The 18,982-nt window shown below is 49.0% G+C and carries 13 protein-coding genes; 11 read left to right on the top strand and 2 right to left on the bottom strand.

Translation table 11 applies throughout. The features are described 5' to 3' along the window. Window positions 1-2 precede the first annotated feature (2 nt). Window positions 3-1,832, bottom strand: coding sequence for a sensor histidine kinase (locus NST38_RS02995; protein ID WP_341343775.1), 1,830 nt, complete (start codon window positions 1,830-1,832; stop codon window positions 3-5). 143 nt (window positions 1,833-1,975) lie between these two features. On the opposite strand from NST38_RS02995, the gene NST38_RS03000 reads away from it, so the two are divergent. The 11 genes from NST38_RS03000 (at window position 1,976) to NST38_RS03050 (ending at window position 17,130) form a co-directional block, all read left to right on the top strand. Beyond that, on the top strand, window positions 1,976-2,857 hold the full coding sequence (locus NST38_RS03000; protein ID WP_076254676.1) for a carbohydrate ABC transporter permease: 882 nt from the start codon (window positions 1,976-1,978) through the stop codon (window positions 2,855-2,857). Beyond that, window positions 2,857-3,693 carry a carbohydrate ABC transporter permease gene (locus NST38_RS03005; RefSeq protein WP_076254678.1) on the top strand — a complete coding sequence of 279 codons (837 nt, stop codon included), beginning with the start codon at window positions 2,857-2,859 and terminating at the stop codon, window positions 3,691-3,693. Before NST38_RS03000 ends, NST38_RS03005 begins: the two co-directional genes overlap by 1 nt. A 624-nt stretch (window positions 3,694-4,317) precedes the next feature. Next, entirely contained in the window at window positions 4,318-5,616 is a 1,299-nt protein-coding gene (locus NST38_RS03010) for an ABC transporter substrate-binding protein (protein WP_036607334.1), read from the top strand. 434 nt (window positions 5,617-6,050) lie between these two features. Further along, window positions 6,051-6,617, top strand: coding sequence for a TetR/AcrR family transcriptional regulator (locus NST38_RS03015; RefSeq protein ID WP_036607516.1), 567 nt, complete (start codon window positions 6,051-6,053; stop codon window positions 6,615-6,617). Between the two features lie 81 nt (window positions 6,618-6,698). Further along, window positions 6,699-8,630 carry an alpha/beta fold hydrolase gene (locus NST38_RS03020; RefSeq protein WP_076254706.1) on the top strand — a complete coding sequence of 644 codons (1,932 nt, stop codon included), beginning with the start codon at window positions 6,699-6,701 and terminating at the stop codon, window positions 8,628-8,630. Between the two features lie 93 nt (window positions 8,631-8,723). After that, the gene (locus NST38_RS03025) at window positions 8,724-9,671 is read left to right on the top strand and encodes an aminopeptidase (RefSeq protein WP_076254680.1); all 948 of its coding nucleotides are present in this window, start codon (window positions 8,724-8,726) and stop codon (window positions 9,669-9,671) included. Window positions 9,672-10,386: 715 nt separating this feature from the next. Beyond that, on the top strand, window positions 10,387-10,806 hold the full coding sequence (locus NST38_RS03030; protein WP_169480758.1) for a chemotaxis protein CheW: 420 nt from the start codon (window positions 10,387-10,389) through the stop codon (window positions 10,804-10,806). A gap of 227 nt (window positions 10,807-11,033) precedes the next feature. Next, window positions 11,034-14,237, top strand: coding sequence for a DEAD/DEAH box helicase (locus NST38_RS03035; RefSeq protein ID WP_076254682.1), 3,204 nt, complete (start codon window positions 11,034-11,036; stop codon window positions 14,235-14,237). A gap of 46 nt (window positions 14,238-14,283) precedes the next feature. Next, the gene (locus tag NST38_RS03040; protein ID WP_076254684.1) at window positions 14,284-15,096 is read left to right on the top strand and encodes a hypothetical protein; all 813 of its coding nucleotides are present in this window, start codon (window positions 14,284-14,286) and stop codon (window positions 15,094-15,096) included. Between the two features lie 407 nt (window positions 15,097-15,503). Continuing rightward, a complete protein-coding gene (locus NST38_RS03045; protein ID WP_076254686.1) occupies window positions 15,504-16,478 on the top strand; it encodes a M15 family metallopeptidase in 975 nt (324 codons plus the stop codon). 250 nt (window positions 16,479-16,728) lie between these two features. Then, complete coding sequence (locus NST38_RS03050) at window positions 16,729-17,130, top strand: RidA family protein (protein ID WP_047840278.1); 402 nt, start codon at window positions 16,729-16,731, stop codon at window positions 17,128-17,130. A gap of 586 nt (window positions 17,131-17,716) precedes the next feature. On the opposite strand, the gene NST38_RS03055 is transcribed toward NST38_RS03050, so the two are convergent. Then, the gene (locus NST38_RS03055; RefSeq protein WP_076254687.1) at window positions 17,717-18,787 is read right to left on the bottom strand and encodes a copper amine oxidase N-terminal domain-containing protein; all 1,071 of its coding nucleotides are present in this window, start codon (window positions 18,785-18,787) and stop codon (window positions 17,717-17,719) included. Window positions 18,788-18,982: the final 195 nt, after the last annotated feature.

An 18,982-nucleotide genomic window follows, 5' to 3' on the forward strand; every position in this document is an offset into this window, starting at 1 on the left:
GTTCACTCTCCCGCGTATAGTTTAACCGTGATCTTCACACCATTGGGTTCCCGATTGCTGATCTCAAGCCTGGCTGAGTGACCGGGATGTGAGTTCAATTGAAGTCGGCGTATTACATTTCGTAGACCGATGGATTCAGACTCGTCGGATTCTTGTGTGGATAACCCGGTTGTTGTATGACTTGGATGTAGCCATCCGCAGATCTCCAGTAATTTTTCTTCAGGTATGGAGGGACCGTTATTATTCAGTTCGATTTCAATCCAATGATCGTTGATCCGGCGGCTGGATAGGGATATGTGACCTTTGCCAGGCTGAATATCTGCTCCATGTTTGAAATAGTTTTCAATTAAAGGTTGTAACGTCATTCTTGGCATTTCGACAGATAGAGTATCTTCGGCAAAATCCAAATCCACCTCAAGGCGGTCACCAAACCGCTCCTGCTGTAGTTCCAGATATAATCGGGCATGCTCCGCCTCTTCGCGTAAGGTCACGCAGGTCTGATCCCGCATGCTGTAGCGCAGCATTTTGGACAGGCTAGAGAGTAGTGTATACGCCCGTTGTCCTTGCTGTTGAAGGGCAAGTGTACCGATCGATTGCAGTGTATTATACAGAAAATGCGGATGAATCTGCGCTTGCAACGCTTTGAGTTGATTTGTTTTATTGGCGATCTCGAGTCGATATTCCCGCAAAATAAGATTATTTACCGTATCCATCATATCTCGGAAATGACGAGCGAGCACCCCGAATTCATCGCGACTGGATAGATGGATATCCACATGCAGACGCCCGGCTTGAATCTGGTTCATATACCGCATGAGTTGCTTGAGTGGACCGGTGATTCGGATGGAGATGAATAAGGTTGCAACAATGACTAATACAAGTGCCGCAATGGCAATCATTGCGTTATTCCACGTAAGTGTGGTCGCTCTGGCATAAAACGTCTCATTTGGAATCTGTTTGACGATGGTCCAATCGGCGTATGTGCTGCCAAGTTGCTGGTATACAAACATGGATCGATCCTGTTCAAAATGCCCTGCGACATTCTGGGCTGTACCAGCGCCAGATCGTGCGATATTCAGTTCACTAGCCGTTTCCTCTCGTAGTGCATCCGTATGATTAACCTCGGAACGTCCTTGGTAAATGATCTGATTCTGACCATCCACCACATAGATCTGTTCCTTAGCCGGATCATACAGCCTGCTACAGATTGCTGCAATGGTATTCATATTCAGATCAATAGCGAGTACACCCAGACGCTCGGTGGACGGAATATCCTTGATCACCCGATGCAGGGTAATGACCGTTCTGGCAGGGTCATCGGGTGAGGCAGCCTTGAATCCGTACGTGTGACTCATATGGGCCGATTCCACCCAGATATCCGGGCTGTCACCGCCTGTTTTTCCATGAAGGGAGCCGGAATAGGCCTGTTTGCGTTCCTCCCGCTTCGGAAAGGGATTGGTAATTAAGGTGGATTGATTGGCGGCAAATGAGTGTAAATACAGCTGGAATACATCCGGCACAGCAGCGCGGATCGTCTGCAAAGTGGTGTACACTTCTGCCACCGCACGATAATCCCCAGGAATCTTCGCGAGGTTACGCAGAAAGTTCGGGTCGTTATACACAGCGAGTGACGCTCTAGCCACGTTATCCACATAGTTATTGAGATTCGTGGATGCTTGGTAGATCAGGCGTTTGTTCTCTTCAACAGCCTGTTCCCGCAGGGCCGTCTTGGTCTGGATAAACGTCATGCTGATCGACGCGAGCAGCGGAAGTGTGGTAGCAATGAGCATAAAGGCAATTAATTTCGTGCGTATACTGTAGTATTTGGACATCGGAACACCCCTTCTGGTTGCAGGTTAAGAGAGGACAATATTTTACCCCCAACTGTTCACAAGGGTCGGTGTTTCCCTCGGCGATAATGGGGTTTAATAGAAAAAGAGACCAATTTCATCCATCTATAGAAGGGGAGAACGATATGAAGCATCGCAAATCTTCACAGCTGTTACAGCAGCTTGTGTTCGTGGGTCCCTCCATCGTGTTTTTTATTCTCATCATCGTGGTCCCTTTCCTGCTTGGCATGGTGTATTCCTTCACGGATTGGAACGGGGTATCCGAGAACATTAATTGGGTAGGGTTTGATAACTTTGTGCATGTTTTTGCGAATGATCCCAAGTTCCAAACGGCGTTTTGGTTTACGGTACGCTTCACCGTGGTTGGTGTGGTACTGACCAATGTGATTGGTTTTTTCCTGGCGTATTTCCTGACCAAACCGCTCAAGACGAGAAACATTCTGCGTACGATCTTTTTTATGCCTAACGTGATCGGTGGGTTGTTGCTCGGCTTTATCTGGCAGTTCATATTTGTGAAAGGGTTTTCAGCAGTAGGCGATGTAACCGGCTGGTCCTTCTTCAACCTTCCTTGGCTGGGAGACGAACCAACCGCCTTCTGGGGAATCGTGATTGTGTTTGTATGGCAGACCGCAGGATATCTGATGGTTATCTACATCTCATCTCTGACAAATGTATCCCCTGATCTGCTGGAAGCCGCCGAGATTGATGGCGCAAGTCGCTGGCAGGTACTGCGGAGCATCATTCTTCCGCTCATTATGCCAGGTGTAACGATCTGTCTGTTCCTGGCGATCTCCTGGTCGTTCAAAATGTTCGATCTCAATCTGTCGCTAACCAAAGGTGGACCGTTCGGATCAACAGAGTCGGTTGCACTTAATATTTACAATGAAGCCTTTGTAAATAACAGATATGGCATCGGAACCGCCAAAGCGCTCGTGTTCTTCATAATCGTTGCCATCATCACCATGATTCAGGTACGTCTGACGAAGAGCAAGGAGGTAGAAGCCTAATGGAGACGACAAAAAATTACCGCTTCAGTACCATTGTAACTGAGATTGTCATGGTACTCCTTGGACTTTTATTCCTGGTTCCGTTTTACTTCCTGTTCGTGAATTCGGTCAAAACCTTCGGTGATCTGCTCACCAATTCGGCTGCATGGCCGGAAGTATTTCAGTGGGGCAATTATGCTAACGCTTGGGAGAAAATTAACTTCCCGTCCGCGCTGATGAACTCGCTTATCGTTACCTTGGTCAGCAATCTGTTGCTTGTGCTGATCAGTTCCATGGCCGCGTACCGAATGGTCCGCAGCGATACCCGGTTCAACCGTATTTTGTTCGGCATGTTCATTGCCGCCATGGTGATTCCGTTCCAGTCTATCATGATTCCACTTGTTACTGTAACCAGTAATCTGGGATTGATCGACAGCCTTGGCGGCCTCATTATCTGTTATCTCGGTTTCGGGGCACCGATGTCTGTCTTCCTGTTCCACGGATTCGTAAAATCCGTCCCACTGGAGATTGAGGAAGCGGCTCGTGTGGATGGAAGCTCGGTCTACGGAGTGTTCTTCCGGATCGTATTTCCACTCATGAAACCGATGTATGTAACCGTCATCATTCTGAACACACTCTGGATCTGGAATGATTATCTGCTTCCATCCCTGATCCTGCAAAGCTCCAACCTGCGTACGATCCCGATTGCGACCTTTGCACTCTTCGGTCAATATACGAAGCAATGGGATCTTGCCTTGCCGGCACTTGTGCTCGGCATCATGCCGATCATTATCTTCTTCCTGCTGATGCAGAAGTACATCATTCAGGGGATTACGGCTGGATCAGTTAAAGGATAAGGTGCGAGGGCAGGGTCGCTGTGGCGGAGTGCGAGTGCAGGTCGCTGCGGGATCAAGTTGCGCTTTCGGTCGCTGTTGCTCCTCGGTGGCCTGAATGTATTAGGGCAAGGAAGCCACCGAGTATCAAAGGCGAACGCTCCGCTCCTACATCGCATCCTGATCCCTTTGCTCCCACCTCGCACGGAGGTGTGCAAAGGGAGTCATGCCCGCATAGCTTGGGCATGACTCCTGGGGAAAGAGCAATAAAGAGAAAAGACCAAGGAAGAAGCTTATATGGCCAGGAACTTCTTCTACAGAGTGAGGGTATGCTCCTTTTTCAAAGCGCTAACGAATCCACCGCATCTTAATAGGTGGATAATCAAGGAATACAAATTGTAACGAATCTCAGCAACGTTATTCGGGTACAAAAGGGCGCCAGAGCCTTAAAATTGGATCAAATCGACGGAATAACATCGCTGTGATTCGTTAGAATGGGAGCCTGTGCAAATAGGTGCGAATTACGTGGGCTCGGTTCGTTAGAATGAAAACACACTTCAAGGGAAGGTTATTCTGTCATCGGAGTGCCAGTGTAAATATTCATTAGTGGAACGGTTATACTGAAACTACTATAGGGAGAGTGTATGTATGAAAAGAATGACAAAGTTGACGTTGCTTATGTTGATTGCTTTTTCGGTAATGCTCGCGGGTTGTGGCAATGGGGACAAGAGTGGCAGTCCGGTCAACACGGATGCTCAAGGTGGTGGCGAGGCTGCTGCTGGAGATAAAACCATTAAGATCTTCCAATTCAAAGTCGAAATCGCGGAAGCACTCAATCGTCTCAAAGCGGAATATGAATCCTCCCATCCAGGTGTCAAACTGGACATTCAGACTGTAGGTGGCGGCAGTGACTACGGTGCTGCATTAAAAGCCAAGTTTGCCGCTGGCGAACAACCGGACATTTTCAACGTAGGTGGTTATCGTGAATTGGATACATGGCTTGAATATCTGGAAGATCTGTCTGGAGAATCATGGGCCAAGGATGCACTTGAAGTAGCCAAAGAGCCAATGACCAAAGATGGCAAACTCTACGGACAGCCGCTCGCGCTGGAGGGTTATGGTTTCATTTATAACAAAGACCTCTTCCAAAAAGCAGGTATTACCGAAATTCCAACGACACTGGAACAATTGGATCAAGCTGCACAGAAACTTCAAGCCGCAGGCATTACCCCATTCTCTAATGGATATCAAGAGTGGTGGGTGCTGGGCAATCATAACGTAAACGTCGCATTTGCAAATCAGGCAGATCCGGTTAAATTCATCCAAGGACTCAACGAAAGTACGGAGAAGATTCCTGGGAACCAAGTGTTCGCCGACTGGATCAACTTGCTCGACTTAACGCTGAAATACAGCAACAAAAACCCGCTGACAACCGACTACAATACGCAAGTTACGTTGTTTGCGAGTGGAGAAGCGGCGATGATGCAACAAGGAAACTGGACTCAAGTACAGATCGATGGAATCGATCCAGATCTGAATCTGGGTATCCTCCCAATGCCAATTAACAATGAACCCAATGACAAATTATTTGTCGGTGTACCGAACTATTGGGTTGTGAACAAGAACTCTCAAGTGAAACCGGAAGCAAAAGAGTTTTTGGAGTGGCTCGTAACTTCGGATATCGGGAAACAATACATGACAAAAGAATTCAAATTCATTCCGGCGTTCAGTTCCATCACGGCATCCGAAGAGGATCTGGGTGACCTCGCCACAGAGATCATGAAGTATAGCCAGGAAAATAAAACACTCAGCTGGAACTTCAACCGTTTCCCTGAAGGGGTTCCACAAGAGTATGGCAGCACAATTCAGGCTTACGTTGCAGGCAAATCGGATAAAGCCGGATTGCTCGACGCATTGCAACAGAACTGGGATAGTCTGAAAAAATAATCCGGATCATGGACGGTATCCACAGGTTACCAAAAACGGTTCAGAAATTTTTGGATAGAAAAGTTAGTCTATTAGATAAATAAGTCAATTGGAAACAGGTTAGCCAGAAATATTATTCTGGTTGGCCTGTTTTTGTTTTTCCGAGGAGCCAATAACGCTCTCTGAAAAGTTCAAAGTCACCTATATTCCTGAAATGTGGATAACCCGAAAGTAATTTAACGATTTCATGACGTATTTAACACAGAGTTAATACTATATGTGGATATCCTGTGTGTATTACACTCTAAATGTGGACAAGTATGGAGTAATTGGAGTAGGAGGTCCTCTTTTGTTAACAGAAATACTTGTTTTCAACTGATTAGTACTGTATAGTACTAAGTATGACAAATTCAAAAATGAATACGGGACCTGCCAAATCCAAAAGTTCCAATCCGGTGAACCGGACCAAGGCAGTTGAAGTGGCGGCACAATTATTTCTGCGTCAGGGGTACAGCTACGTCAGCATGGATGAGGTCGTGCGAGTGAGTGGGGTATCCAAGTCAAATATTTATTATCATTTTAAAAACAAGGAGGAGCTGCTCCAGGCCGTGGTACAATACTGGATTGCCCAGTATGAGTCGGAGCTGTACCTGCTGCTCAGTCAGCGTGAACGAGGAGTGGAGGAGCGTATTTACTCATTTATGGCATTGCTGTCGGCAGGTATTGAGGGCCGAAATTACGAAGGGAGCTGTCCCTTTGTTACGTTATATATGCAGACACCGGACAGTGCACCCCAAGTGAAGGAAAGCATATCCAGATTCTTTCGTGAGCTTAGACCTATGGTGGAGAAGTTGTTTCAGCAAGGTTTGGATCGCGGTGAATTTCGCAAAGAAATCGAACCGGGACCAGCTGCGTTGTTGTTTATTGCAGCACTGGAAGGTTCACTAATCCTAGCGGGAACTGCCCGTGATGTAGGGATTATAGAACAATCGGCACGTACGTTTTGTCAGATGCTTCGTTAATCGAAGCTCTTTTTTTGAATATAACTAGTACTATACAGTACTAAAAGGAGCCGTAACAGAATGAATGTACATTCAACAAACATGAATCAGGTAATACGCAAGTCTGATATTGCAGCCAAGACCATTTTTATGACAGGAAGCACAGGTTTTATCGGCAAAGAAACGGTCAAACAACTCACGCAGGGAGACGCACAATTGCTCTTGCTGGTTCGTTCGGAACAGCGAGCCAGAACTGTGCTGAAGGCTTATGGAGTGAAGGATTTCAAGCGGATTACCTTTATTACAGGTGATTTATCCATGTCGGGTCTTGGCCTTACCGCAGTAGATCGGGAGCGTGCTCTTGAAGCAAATGTGATCATTCACGCGGGTGGAACGATGGACGTCACTTTGGAACGAAAAGTAGCCGAGCAGATATTCATGAACGGGGCCAGAGAAGTGGCACAGCTAGCACAGGAAATCCACTCTACTCATGGATTGAGACACTTTATCCACGTTGTTGGTTATATGAGTCCTTATGGAGAGCGGAATGAACAGGGGAATTATCTACAGGTTGAGCATGTGGATAACAATGAAAGTGCATATGAAGAGATGAAGTTCCATGCCGATCTGCACATTCGCGAGCATGCTGAACAGCATCACTATCCCTTATCCGTTGTAAATCCGAGTACAGTGGTTGGGCCACGTCCCACAGGTGAAACCGAGCAAACGGGTGGGATTGGGCTGCTCATTCAGGCGATTCAGAAAGGACTTATGCCGGTAGTGCCGGGAGGTTCATCCTATTGGTTACCGCTTGTGGAGAATGACCTTGTTGCACAGACGCTTGTTTTTCTATCCAGTGAAGCCGCTCCAGTCGGAGGAACTTATCCACTGTTGGCTCGGAGGGAAGACAATCCCAATATGAAGGAACTGCTGCAACTCTTGGCGCAGCAATTGGACGTACCCAAGCCGAAAGGGGCTGTGCCACTACCATGGATTCAATGGATCATGAAATCAGGTGGTTCACGCATCAGTGGTGTTCCAACGGAGTCGGTTGCTTTTATTACCAACAGGTCATTCCCGGTTGAAGAGACGGAGGCTCTGTTCACACGTATGGGGCAATCCTGGCCGGACATCCGGGAACAGCTTCCGCTGGTTACAGCCGATCTAGACTATCGTCTTCGGTATACGCCGTTACCTGAGGGTTTTCCGACAGATTATAATCGGTCTCGAAGTGGAAATATGGCTATGCTTGGTTGGGAGGGTGAGGGAGAGCCTTGGATTATTGTACATGGTTTGCTTCAATCTGCGGATGAGATGTTACCTTTAGGAAAACAGCTTAGGGACCGGACCGGGAACCCGGTATGGTTAATCGATCTCGCTGGATTCGGACGGTCTCCGGTGCATCAGGGGGATGAAGCGTTTGAAGGTCAGGTGGATGCACTGCTTACGGCTCTTGGCGAGTTTGAAGGTCCGGTGAAGCTGGTTGGTCATTCGATCGGGGCTGCTATTGCAGCTGCGGCACAGATGCGTAGCGGGCGGACAGACATTCGACTGGGGTTGCTTCAGCCAGTAGCTAACAATTCGAATCCGAATGTGCTGAGATGGATTTCTCGTTTGCCAAGAGGGGTGATGCGCTCCCTGCTGCGTGGCAGATCGGAGAAAAGTTGGAATCAAATGTTCAGTTCACATAGCGGCGTAGGCGACAGCAGTGTTATGGCCGATACCATGGGCAAGAGAATACGCTCCAGTCTCCAGTCCCCTCGCATTGCAGGAGCACATGCAGACTTATTGCGCTGGATCCACTCGGGTCAGAGGAAAGGCGCCAGATCAACGTTGTGGGCGAAAATGGAAAGTCAGCATTATGCCAAGAATGTATTAGTTGTATGGGCCAATCAAGATCAGGAATATCACTATCCCCAGGATATGAACTCACAGGTCAAACGGATAGATGTACCCTATGGACATTACTTTCCGACGTTTCAGTATAAGGAAACAGCTGCAATTCTCGCCGAATGGGCCGATACCTTAAGGTGAGTTCAGGTTTGGACATGCAGGAATCCCGTGCCAATTGTCGAAAGGGTCAAGTCGACTTTTGAGAGCTGAACCAAAGACAGGAGAGATGAATGTATGAGCAAGCAACGTGTGGAAATCAGTAAAAATGTGCTAACCGAATGTCTCGGACTGCGTAGCGGAGAGAATCTGGTAGTTATCGCAGACGATATGAAACGGGATCTGGCTGAATCCATCTATGAGGCAGGCAAAGCACTTGGTGCAGAGTCGGTCCTGTTAATCATGAAGGAACGCAGCAGATCTGGAGAAGAGCCACCTGCGCCGATTGCAGAGGCCATGATTCGAGCAGATGTAGCCGTGTGTGTAACAAAATATTCAGTAACACATACCCAAGCACGCAAAAAAGCCGCTGCTTCAGGGACCCGAGTGGCAACCATGCCTGGCATGACAGAGGATATGTTTATGAACGGAGCCATTACAGCTGAATATTCGCAAGTAAAGGCGTTGACCGAGAAGGTAACGGCTCTATTAACCGCAGGTCGCCATGTGCGAATAGAGAAGCAGGGCCATAGTCTTTCCTTTTCCATTGAAGATCGTAACGGTGTACCAAGCACAGGTATGTATTTGAACCCTGGTGAATCGGGCAACTTGCCGTCAGGAGAAGCTTATATTGCTCCCGTTGAGGGCAAGGGCGAGGGCAGTATTGTTGTAGATGGTTCCGTTGCTGGAATTGGGGCACTCCGTGAACCGATGTTATTGACCGTTAGTGAAGGACGGTTGGTGTCAGCTGAAGGACCTGATGGGGCTCAATTACTGGAAACGCTGGGTGAGGGGGATGGTCGTTTTCTCGGCGAATTCGGGATCGGTACCAATAACAAGGCACGAATCACGGGTGTGGTGCTGGAAGATGAGAAGGTGTACGGCACAATTCATGTGGCCTTTGGCAGCAATAACACATTTGGTGGAACGATTGCCGCAGGTGTTCATATTGATGCAGTTGTACAAAAGCCGGACGTGTACATCGATGACAGGCTGATCATGCGTCAGGGTGAATTGGTCGAATAACTACAGCGAAGGAAATTGGGCATGTCCACAACGTGTCCACAGTAATGGATAACTGAAGCGGAAATTCGGATTTTACGTCAGATTTACAAACAAATACACAACATGTCCACATTAAATTAATGAATATCCACATGAAACGCCAAAGATATCCACAGCATGTGTGCAATATGTGCACAACTTATCCACAAATCAGGTATAACTCGTGTTTTCATGCGATAAAACAGTCGTTTTGGAGTAATTAAACAAGTTATCCACAGGAATAACGCTTTTTTGTTCCAAGTATTTGAAAACATAGAAACAGATCCATAATATATGGGGATAAAAAAGACCAAAAATCGGCATAAAGCTGATCTTTGGTCTTTTTTTGAATATAATTTTTTAATCCGATGTCAGGTTACTTACGCTCAATATTAAAACGACTGATTTCCACCACCCTCCACAGCAGGGCAAATGAGCAGAGCGGAGACAGCAACCGTAATGCAACGTCTGTTGAAGTTGGCAAAATTGATCTGAAGCCTAAACATTTGATCAAAAATAACCGATACACCAAAGTAACATCTAGTGGGACGAAAGTACCTGTGGTGACTTGGTGAATGCGAACCACAAGCAGGTCACTTAGCCAAATAAAGTGCTCTTCATGTGGTTTTGTTTTTATATTTTATAATGATCTGATTATACGGAATGAGAGGATATGGGGATAACTATGGACGAGGGAATGCAATATATTAATTTTTCGGTAGGAGACCAGATCTTTGCACTACGAATTGATGAAGTTCATGAGATCATCAGAATGGTACAGGTAACAACAGTTCCATTTGGAAGCCCGGAGATCCGAGGTTTTGCTTCGCTGTACGGTAAGGTCGTTTCGGTGGTGAGTCTTCGTGTATTGTTAGGCATGCCAGACCAGGAGGATACCACTTCTACACGTATTATTGTGGTGCCTTACAAAGGTGGATTTGTACCGCTTATCGTAGATATGGTCGATTCTGTCGTAAGTTATGATCGTTTCGAGGAACCAGCTGAGGAACACCGCCGTTTCATGCTTGGCGTTTTTGACAAGATCGGGTTCTGTGAAGATCATCGTGCAGGTATTTTGAACCTGGATGTATTGCTGGGCAGCTTGATCAGATCATAGGAGTATAACAATCCGTAATTCTTTCAATATTCAGTATTATCCTTCGGTTTACCCAAATGTTCCTCATCCGCTTTTAGGGTGAAGGGACATTTTTTTGTGCCTCTAGGGCGTTTTGAGACACCCCCTAACCATTGAAATAACCACTTTTTATGGGCAAAGGTTTTTAAATCCGGTCATTTTCGTATATGATGGAGAGTAACAATGCGAAGGGATGACGGGAGACTTTAATGATGCAATCGCTGTATGGAGTATGGCTTGGTGACGTATTTTTTTGTTTTTCCGGTGAAACATCGGAACCACGTGTGGATGCATGGAGCCACGTGGTAAGAAGGTTGAATTTTGGCGACGGGGGTCGTCTGTTTCAGCCTGCCGCTCTGCGTCTTGCGGAGCTGCGCTGGCCGAATCCGCTGAGGAACACGGCTGAAGCGAAGAACACGAAGCGGCGTCAACTGCTGGGACGCACATTGGAAGGATTGGCAGTCTCGCCCAAGGATGCCTTCAGGCTGCTGTTGCAATGGGATGACCGTTTGTTAAATGCAGCCGGAATTCAGGTTGGAGAAGAGATGCGTTACTGGATCAAGGCGGCGCAGTTCACACAGGAGCTGCTGTTGCGGGGAGCAATTGCTCCATCGGCTGAATTCGCAGCAAAGACCGGAGCACGGCGACGGACCGGGCAAGAGACATTAACAGGCGTATGGCGGCCACGTTTGCAGCAGGAGGAGGACATTGAACGCTTCCGCGATCTTGCTGAAGCGATGCCTCCGATTGGATTGGCTGCTCCTGGAGCTTATGCTTCATTGGAACCGGAAACGCGTGAAGAAGCAGGGGCTGCGGTATTATTTTCATTCATGAGTGGCATGATTCATGCTGTGGTGACAAGTGAACTGGAGGGCATGGACAGTGAACTGTCCCGTTACCGCACCCCATATCGACGTGGATCTTCGCCAGTAGCCGAACTCTGGTGGAACAGTCTGATCTCGATGTTCCGTCCTGTGACGGTGCAAGGGCCGACGGACGATATGACAGCGTTTATTCATACGTTGCAAGAAGTTGGTGGAACGTCAATGCCAATTGTGGGAGCAGAAGAGATGGCGCCTGCTGAAGGCCAATTGAAGCTGGTGCTCCGCTTGGAGCCGCCGCTGGGCGAACATGAAACGATCTGGGGGATCAGCTTTTGGGCGGACAGTGAGCAGGAACCAAGCTTGAGGTTGCCTGCACGGACTATCTGGGCACATCCAGAGCGAGATCTGGACCGAGGGAAGGTGTTATATACCTCGGCGGCAGAGCAATTATTGATGGCACTCGGGCAAGCAGCAGAACTGGCACCTGAACTGGAGACAGCGCTGCTTACCGCTCGTCCGGAGGAAATTAAGCTGGAGCAGCAGGGTTTCTTTGAATTTCTCACGCATGCGGTTCCACGTTTGCAGAAGGCCGGGATAACTGTTCTCATGCCTTCAAGGTGGAGTCGTGCCGGGAAACGTCGTGCGGGACTGCGTCTGCAGATGTTGAATCGGGGAACAGAGCGGTTGCCTGGAGCCACATCGGCACTGGGCATGGAACAATTGGTTGCTTTCAAGGCGGAACCTATGCTGGATGGTAAACCGGTCACGGCGGAGGAACTGGCAGCATTGGCTGAATCCACAGTTCCGTATGTCATGTTCCGTGGTGAATGGATTGAAGTGGATACAAAAGAGATTCGTCAAGTTCTGCGTTACATGAAAAAAGAAGAAGAACAATATATGCCTCTCTCCGAATGGCTGCATCTGGCAGCGGATGAAGGGGAGGATTCCGCATGGAAGGGCCTCTCCGTCTTTGGTGCCGAATCTGATGGGATGCTTGCTTTCCTGCTCGATGGACAGGTGCTTCGCAGTATTGAGCCTCGTCAGGTTCCGGCAGAATTGCATGGTGAACTAAGACCTTATCAGGAACGAGGTTACCAATGGTTATCCGCGATGCGTGAGCTGGGCTTTGGCGTATGTCTGGCGGACGATATGGGACTTGGGAAGACGATTCAGGTAATTACCTGTCTGCTGGACCGCAAACACGAGGAACGCCAGGCCGCTGAAGAGGAAGCCCGTGAGAATGAGCTGTTGAATGGATCAGATGATTCATTCCCGGCGGATCAGCACACGAATGAACAGCCTGTTCATCTGCCTGCACTTATTGTGTGTCCTACCTCGCTGCTTGGAAACTGGCAGCGTGAGCTGAAGCGGTTTGCCCCGGATCTGTCGCTATATATTCATCATGGCGGACAACGGCTGCACGGGAACGAATTCCAGGCAGAAGCGCAGACGCATGACATTGTACTGACGACCTATCATCTGGCAGGCAGAGATGGCCCGGATCTGGCTTCGTTGCACTGGTCCACCATTGTGCTGGATGAGGCACAATATATTAAGAACTACCGTACCAAACAAGCGCAAAGCGTAATGCGCCTGTCTACACTTCATCGTATTGCGATGACGGGAACGCCTGTAGAGAACCGGCTGAGCGAACTTTGGTCGATTTTCCAGTTTCTCAATCCGGGGTATCTGGGCACAGCTTCATCGTTCCGCCAGCGGTATACGGGACTGGGGCCATCCGAAGAAAATGCAGCATCCTTGCGTGAGCTTCATCGACTGGTATCTCCATTCATGCTGCGCAGGCTGAAAAGTGATCCGGATATTCGCAAGGATCTGCCAGAGAAGCTTGAACTGAAATCCTATTGTTCTCTGACGCCGGAGCAGACGGTGTTGTACCAGCGTGTGGTGGATGATCTGATGGGTGGTCTGGACGGCAGAAATGGCATTGCCCGGAAGGGGATTGTTCTGTCCTCCCTGACCAAGCTCAAGCAGATCTGTGATCATCCGGTGCTGGCGGACAGCAATCGGAAAGACCACGGCAAGGCTGAGGCATCTGGTAAGATGGAACGTTTGCTTGAGCTGCTGGACGCCATCCGTGATAACGGGGAATCGGCTCTGATCTTCACGCAGTATGTTGCTATGGGAGATCTGCTGGTATCGAGGTTGAAACAGCGATATGAGGAAGAACCTTATTTCCTGCACGGCGGTGTGTCGAAGGCACAAAGAGATGATATGGTGGAGACTTTCCAAAAAGGAGAGGGGCCGTCCATGTTTGTTCTATCTCTTCGTGCCGGAGGTGTGGGTCTGAATCTGACACGAGCGAGTCATGTCGTTCACTATGATCGGTGGTGGAATCCTGCGGTTGAGAATCAGGCGACGGACCGTGTATTCCGAATCGGGCAGAATCGCAACGTGCAGGTGCATAAGTTGATCTGTCAGGGAACACTGGAAGAACGGATTGATGAGCTGATTGAGAGCAAGAAGGCACTCTCCGAGCAGGTCGTTGGTTCGGGTGAGAACTGGCTGACCGAGATGTCGGATGATGAGCTGCGTGGCCTGATTTCTCTTCAGGGTGAGACGTGGCTGTGACCTTGAACATTCAGGGGAATATAGATGTTGAGAAAGGGGGATTATTGTGAGCGAAAAATGGAAGATCGAGCTGCATATGTCCCCCGGTGGATGGACAGCAGAAGTAAATACAGCAGCGGAAGCGGACCAGGAAGTTTCCGTTTCCGCTTCCGCTGTTGAGGGCAAGACCGGATCGGCCGCAGGCATGTTCACGGTCACGGGAACGCCCGCGCGACTGAGCGAAGCCCAGCGCGAGGCTGTACTGGCTCAGCTGCGCAAGCGCCCGCTGACGCTGTACGCCCTGCTGCGCGGCGGCCCGGCGTCCGAGGAGCTCGCCGGGCTGCTGCCGGCTACGCAAGCGCCCGAGGGCTCGCCAGGTGCAGCAACGGCCAGTGCGGCCGTGGCATGCACCTGCGGCCGCCCGGGCTGCGCGCATGCCGAGGCCGCTGAGCGCGCCGTAGCCACGCGCCTCGCGGCCGAGCCGCTGCTGCAGCTGGCGCACGCCGGCCTGCCGCGCGAAGCGCTGCTCGCCGGCGTGCTGGGGGCATGGGCGGAGGAACTCGCCCATGATCCCAGCGGCCCCGGCCGCGCAGCGGAAACGGCTGGCCGCCCGCAAGTGCGGGGCGGCGAAGGCGGCGCTGCCGTCGGCGAGTGGATCGCCGAGGCTGCCGCGGACGGCGCCATGCACCAGCCGGGGCCGGGCTTTGGCGCCGTTGAGGTGCGCCTTACGCGGCCGGGCAAGCCGCCGGCCTTGCCGGAGCTGACGGCGCTGCTGCCGGGCGTGCCAGCCACCGCAGGGCTGGATTTGATCCGCGAGCGTGTAGCCGCGCGGATGTGGCAGGCTGTCCAGAAGAAGACGGACAGCCCAGCAACCAAATGATGCACCCATCAGAGCGGGGGAGATCTCAGATCACCCCTGCTTGTTTTTATTGCAGCATGTTGCATTATTTGATTTAATTCATTTCCCGGTACAAGATGAATTTTGTCTTTATCCAACAATGCTAATGCTCATTAATAAAGTGCATCTCGGTATAATCAATTTTTTGCATATTGGATATATGAAGGTATATTCCCATTTCAATTCTATTGTGTACAGCACAGGGATGTAGCTCTAAAAGTCCAAAAAACGATCATACAGGCTGTACAGCCCGTATATGTTCATTCGGATCTCTTCTAAAGGAGGTCTTTACCGGTGGAGCTTCGCTCCCAATTAAGGTATACTGTCGCAGGGAACATTGCACGCTGAGAACTATATAACATTTATATTATTGCGATAGGAGTTTTTACATGAAATCAACTACAGGAAGACAGCGCCGCATGGTGGTTATGCTGTCCTCATTGATGATATGCGGAGCATTGCTTGCCGCGTGCCAGAACGGTTCAGGCACAGAGGAGAGCCAGAATCCGAATGGAACAGGTAACACACAACAGGAGACGGACGGCACAACGGTTCATTTTACGGAGGATAAAGGAACGGATGGCGACAATGCTGGCGGGGATGACACATCATCTTCTGGCAACAGCGGTGAAGGCACGGATAGCGAGTCTGGGAATGCTTCAGCGGGCGAAGGGCAGGGCTCTTCGGACAATGGTAATGGAGCGACAGGGGAAGATCCATTGCTGGAGAAACGCAGTATCAGCGCACTGCAAACGACGATTGATGCACAATCTGTGGTGACCAATGCCGAGTCTATGACCGTCATTGTGAACAAACAACGGAGTCTGCCTGACGGTTACGAGCCGAACGATCTGGTAGAGCCGAATGTACCGTTCTCCTTCGACGAACCACACGAGAAGCGGCATATGCGCAAGGAAGCTGCGGAGGCACTGGAGAAGTTGTTTGCAGGTGCAAAAGCGGATGGCATTGAGCTTCGTGCGGTGTCCGGTTATCGTTCATATCAGCGTCAGGTATCCATCTATAACAATAATGTCAAAACCAAAGGTCAAGAATACACAGATCGTGTGAGCTCTGTGCCGGGCCGAAGCGAACATCAGACGGGTCTTGCCATCGATGTATCGAGTCCGAGTGTGGGCAATGTGCTGGAAGAGGTATTTGGCACATCGAAGGAAGGCCAGTGGTTGGCTGAACATGCTGCAGAATACGGATATGTCATCCGTTATCTACAAGGTGAAGAAGATACCACAGGTTACGTCTATGAGCCTTGGCATATCCGGTACATCGGTACAGATTTGGCACCGGATGTGGCGAAGAGTGGGTTAACTCTGGAAGAATACTTCGATGAGGCTAATATCAAGTTGTAATTTGGATGTTTCATCCTTAAAGAAAAGATACTAATACTAATTCTCAAAAATCCTAATTCTCATAAATCCCCGAATGAACCGTCCTTGATCTAACCAATGGGCAGTCATTCAGGGGATTTTTTTCTGTGCAAAAATGTTAATGGAGTTAAGATAGAATTAAACTTGATTCCATTGTCTGAGATGATGGGGGACTGATATAATTCATGTTTAATCCGAAGAGACAAATACAACCAAAGCGAGGGACGAGAGAATGAGCAGACAGCAGGTATTTACGGGCTCCCCATGGGAACCATTGGTGGGATATTGCCGTGCCATCCGTGTAGGGAACCGAATTGAAGTGGCGGGTACAACCGCGATGCAAGATGGTGTAGTTGTTGGGGCAGGTGATCCGTATGCACAGACAAGGTTCGTTTTGCAGACGATCGAGAATGCACTGAAAGAACTGGGGGCTGACATGTCGCATGTGGTGAGAACCCGGATGTTTGTGACCGATATCTCCAGATGGGAGGAAGTTGGCAAGGCGCACGGTGAATTTTTTGGACAGATCCAGCCTGTAGCCACCATGGTTGAAGTTAGCGCACTCATTGATCCCTTGTTGATGGTTGAGATTGAAGTGGAAGCGATTGTTGAAGATGAAACCCAAGCCGATTGATTCTGACCGTTATCCAGAAGATATCTAAGGAACACAGGACGTCTTATTTGGCCATCAGGTCCTCTTGCTAAAATGTAAAGAACTTCAGACACGTTATTTCCCAAATTTCTCTGATAAAAATGCTATAAATAGCTATTTATTCAAATTAGCGTGCCTGAGATTCCTTAGCGTTAACTCCGCTTGCTCTTACATTCGGTAAGCAATGCATTTCGTATGCAGTGCACATCGCACGTGTCTGCTCCGGACAAGTTTCAGATACCCTTCGGTTTGAAGCAGTTTGTAGACACACTCTAAAAAACCAGAACCAGAACCAGAACCAGAACAAAACCAAAAACCAAAACAAAAAAACAACCTTATCCATGCTTGTCAGAAGACAAGCGGATAAGGCTATTTTGAATTGACTTCGCCGCCTGGCCGCACGGCTGAGCTCTTGATGCGCCAAACTCATTACACCGCGCGCCAGGAGCTACATGCGGATGGCTGGTCATTATGACGCTCCACACTCATGACCCCGCGCTAAGCGATGCACACGGTCGTCTGCAACAACATATAACATGTGTTTCAGTCAGACGTTTTTCTAACCGTATTATTTCGCTTCCAGCTCTGCTGCAGGTGTTTCAACAACCACTTTCCAAGCTGTTCCGATTGGAGGCAGGCTGCGTGTCAACATAGGGCTGTAGAACCCAATGACTTTAGCGCCTTTGGTGAGTTCTTCAGCTTTCACCGTTTCACCTTCGTGGTTCACGATCAGCGTGTCTTTAGCAATGTTCAGCACGACATGGTCAGGAGCTGTTTCTGTTAACCGTGTACCTGTAATCTCAATCTGTGAGATGCTGCCTTCAGCTGATGTTACATTTTCAATTGTACCCGCTGTACCCAGAAGCTCTTTAGGTTGTGCCTCAGATGCTGTAGCCGCATCCAACACAGTGACTGTATAGGTCGGCGTTTGTGGTGGCAAACTGCGGGTGGTGATCAGGGAATGCTCAGCTTCCACGTTCATGCCAATGGCCAGATCAGTCAGTGCAATCTCTTTTCCCTCAACTGAGATGAATTTTGTCTCATCGCTCAGATTGAGCACAATACCATCCGTACCTGCACCGCCAATCTGGATGGACTGATATTTATCTTGGTTCGAGATTCTGGTAATGACACCACGCTCAGTGACCGTCTTCACGTCCTCTTCACTGGAGATAGTCACCTGATTTCCGGTTGTGTTCACTTGTCCATGCAGTGCTTTCTCAGCAAAAGAAACCGGTACATACAATTTGCCGCCTGTGATTTCGGGCGCTGTACCCAGCGTGAGCGACATTTTATTCACGGAATATTGATCCTTGCCTGTGATTACCTGTGTCCAGAGAGCACCGCGAGTCAGCTCTGCAGTTTTAGTTTCTTTATTCCATTCCAGTTCAATACCCAGTGCGTCGGTAAGATCACGCAGCGGGATCATGGCTACTTTGCCATCTTTGTTCCAATAACCATCAGAGATGGCTGCGCCATTCACGGATACGTTTACTACACTCGCTGCGTTACTATCTGCTGAAACGGATGTTTGATGGACTGGTTTTGTGTTGTCCAGTGTTGCTGCATAAGCGGCTCCACCACCCAATGCCATGGATAGGGCCATCAGTGCACTTACTTTTTTCATGTTGTTGTTCATCAATATTCATCCCTTCTAATCTGTGTACTGACGCGGTAAAATCTTCCTTAGGGCCGCGCTTCAAGTTAATAGACGGGACAAATCGTCTAAGTGTTGCAGTTGAAATGCAATGAATGTAAGCGGTAGGTTAGTTTAAATTAGAAATATCGCATGTATTGCAGGTTATCCGCAGCAGGATCAGGTTAATTTCAGGTA

It is taken from the genome of Paenibacillus sp. FSL H8-0104 (assembly GCF_038050215.1).
In the GTDB taxonomy this organism is placed as follows: domain Bacteria; phylum Bacillota; class Bacilli; order Paenibacillales; family Paenibacillaceae; genus Paenibacillus; species Paenibacillus amylolyticus.

Bases quoted from the DNA above. Each gene is read 5' to 3' on its own strand.
- NST38_RS02995 (WP_341343775.1), bottom strand. From the start codon at position 1,832: ATGTCCAAATACTACAGTATACGCACGAAATTAATTGCCTTTATGCTC.
- NST38_RS03000 (WP_076254676.1), top strand. From the start codon at position 1,976: ATGAAGCATCGCAAATCTTCACAGCTGTTACAGCAGCTTGTGTTCGTG.
- NST38_RS03005 (WP_076254678.1), top strand. From the start codon at position 2,857: ATGGAGACGACAAAAAATTACCGCTTCAGTACCATTGTAACTGAGATT.
- NST38_RS03010 (WP_036607334.1), top strand. From the start codon at position 4,318: ATGAAAAGAATGACAAAGTTGACGTTGCTTATGTTGATTGCTTTTTCG.
- NST38_RS03020 (WP_076254706.1), top strand. From the start codon at position 6,699: ATGAATCAGGTAATACGCAAGTCTGATATTGCAGCCAAGACCATTTTT.
- NST38_RS03025 (WP_076254680.1), top strand. From the start codon at position 8,724: ATGAGCAAGCAACGTGTGGAAATCAGTAAAAATGTGCTAACCGAATGT.
- NST38_RS03030 (WP_169480758.1), top strand. From the start codon at position 10,387: ATGCAATATATTAATTTTTCGGTAGGAGACCAGATCTTTGCACTACGA.
- NST38_RS03035 (WP_076254682.1), top strand. From the start codon at position 11,034: ATGATGCAATCGCTGTATGGAGTATGGCTTGGTGACGTATTTTTTTGT.
- NST38_RS03045 (WP_076254686.1), top strand. From the start codon at position 15,504: ATGAAATCAACTACAGGAAGACAGCGCCGCATGGTGGTTATGCTGTCC.
- NST38_RS03050 (WP_047840278.1), top strand. From the start codon at position 16,729: ATGAGCAGACAGCAGGTATTTACGGGCTCCCCATGGGAACCATTGGTG.
- NST38_RS03055 (WP_076254687.1), bottom strand. From the start codon at position 18,787: ATGAACAACAACATGAAAAAAGTAAGTGCACTGATGGCCCTATCCATG.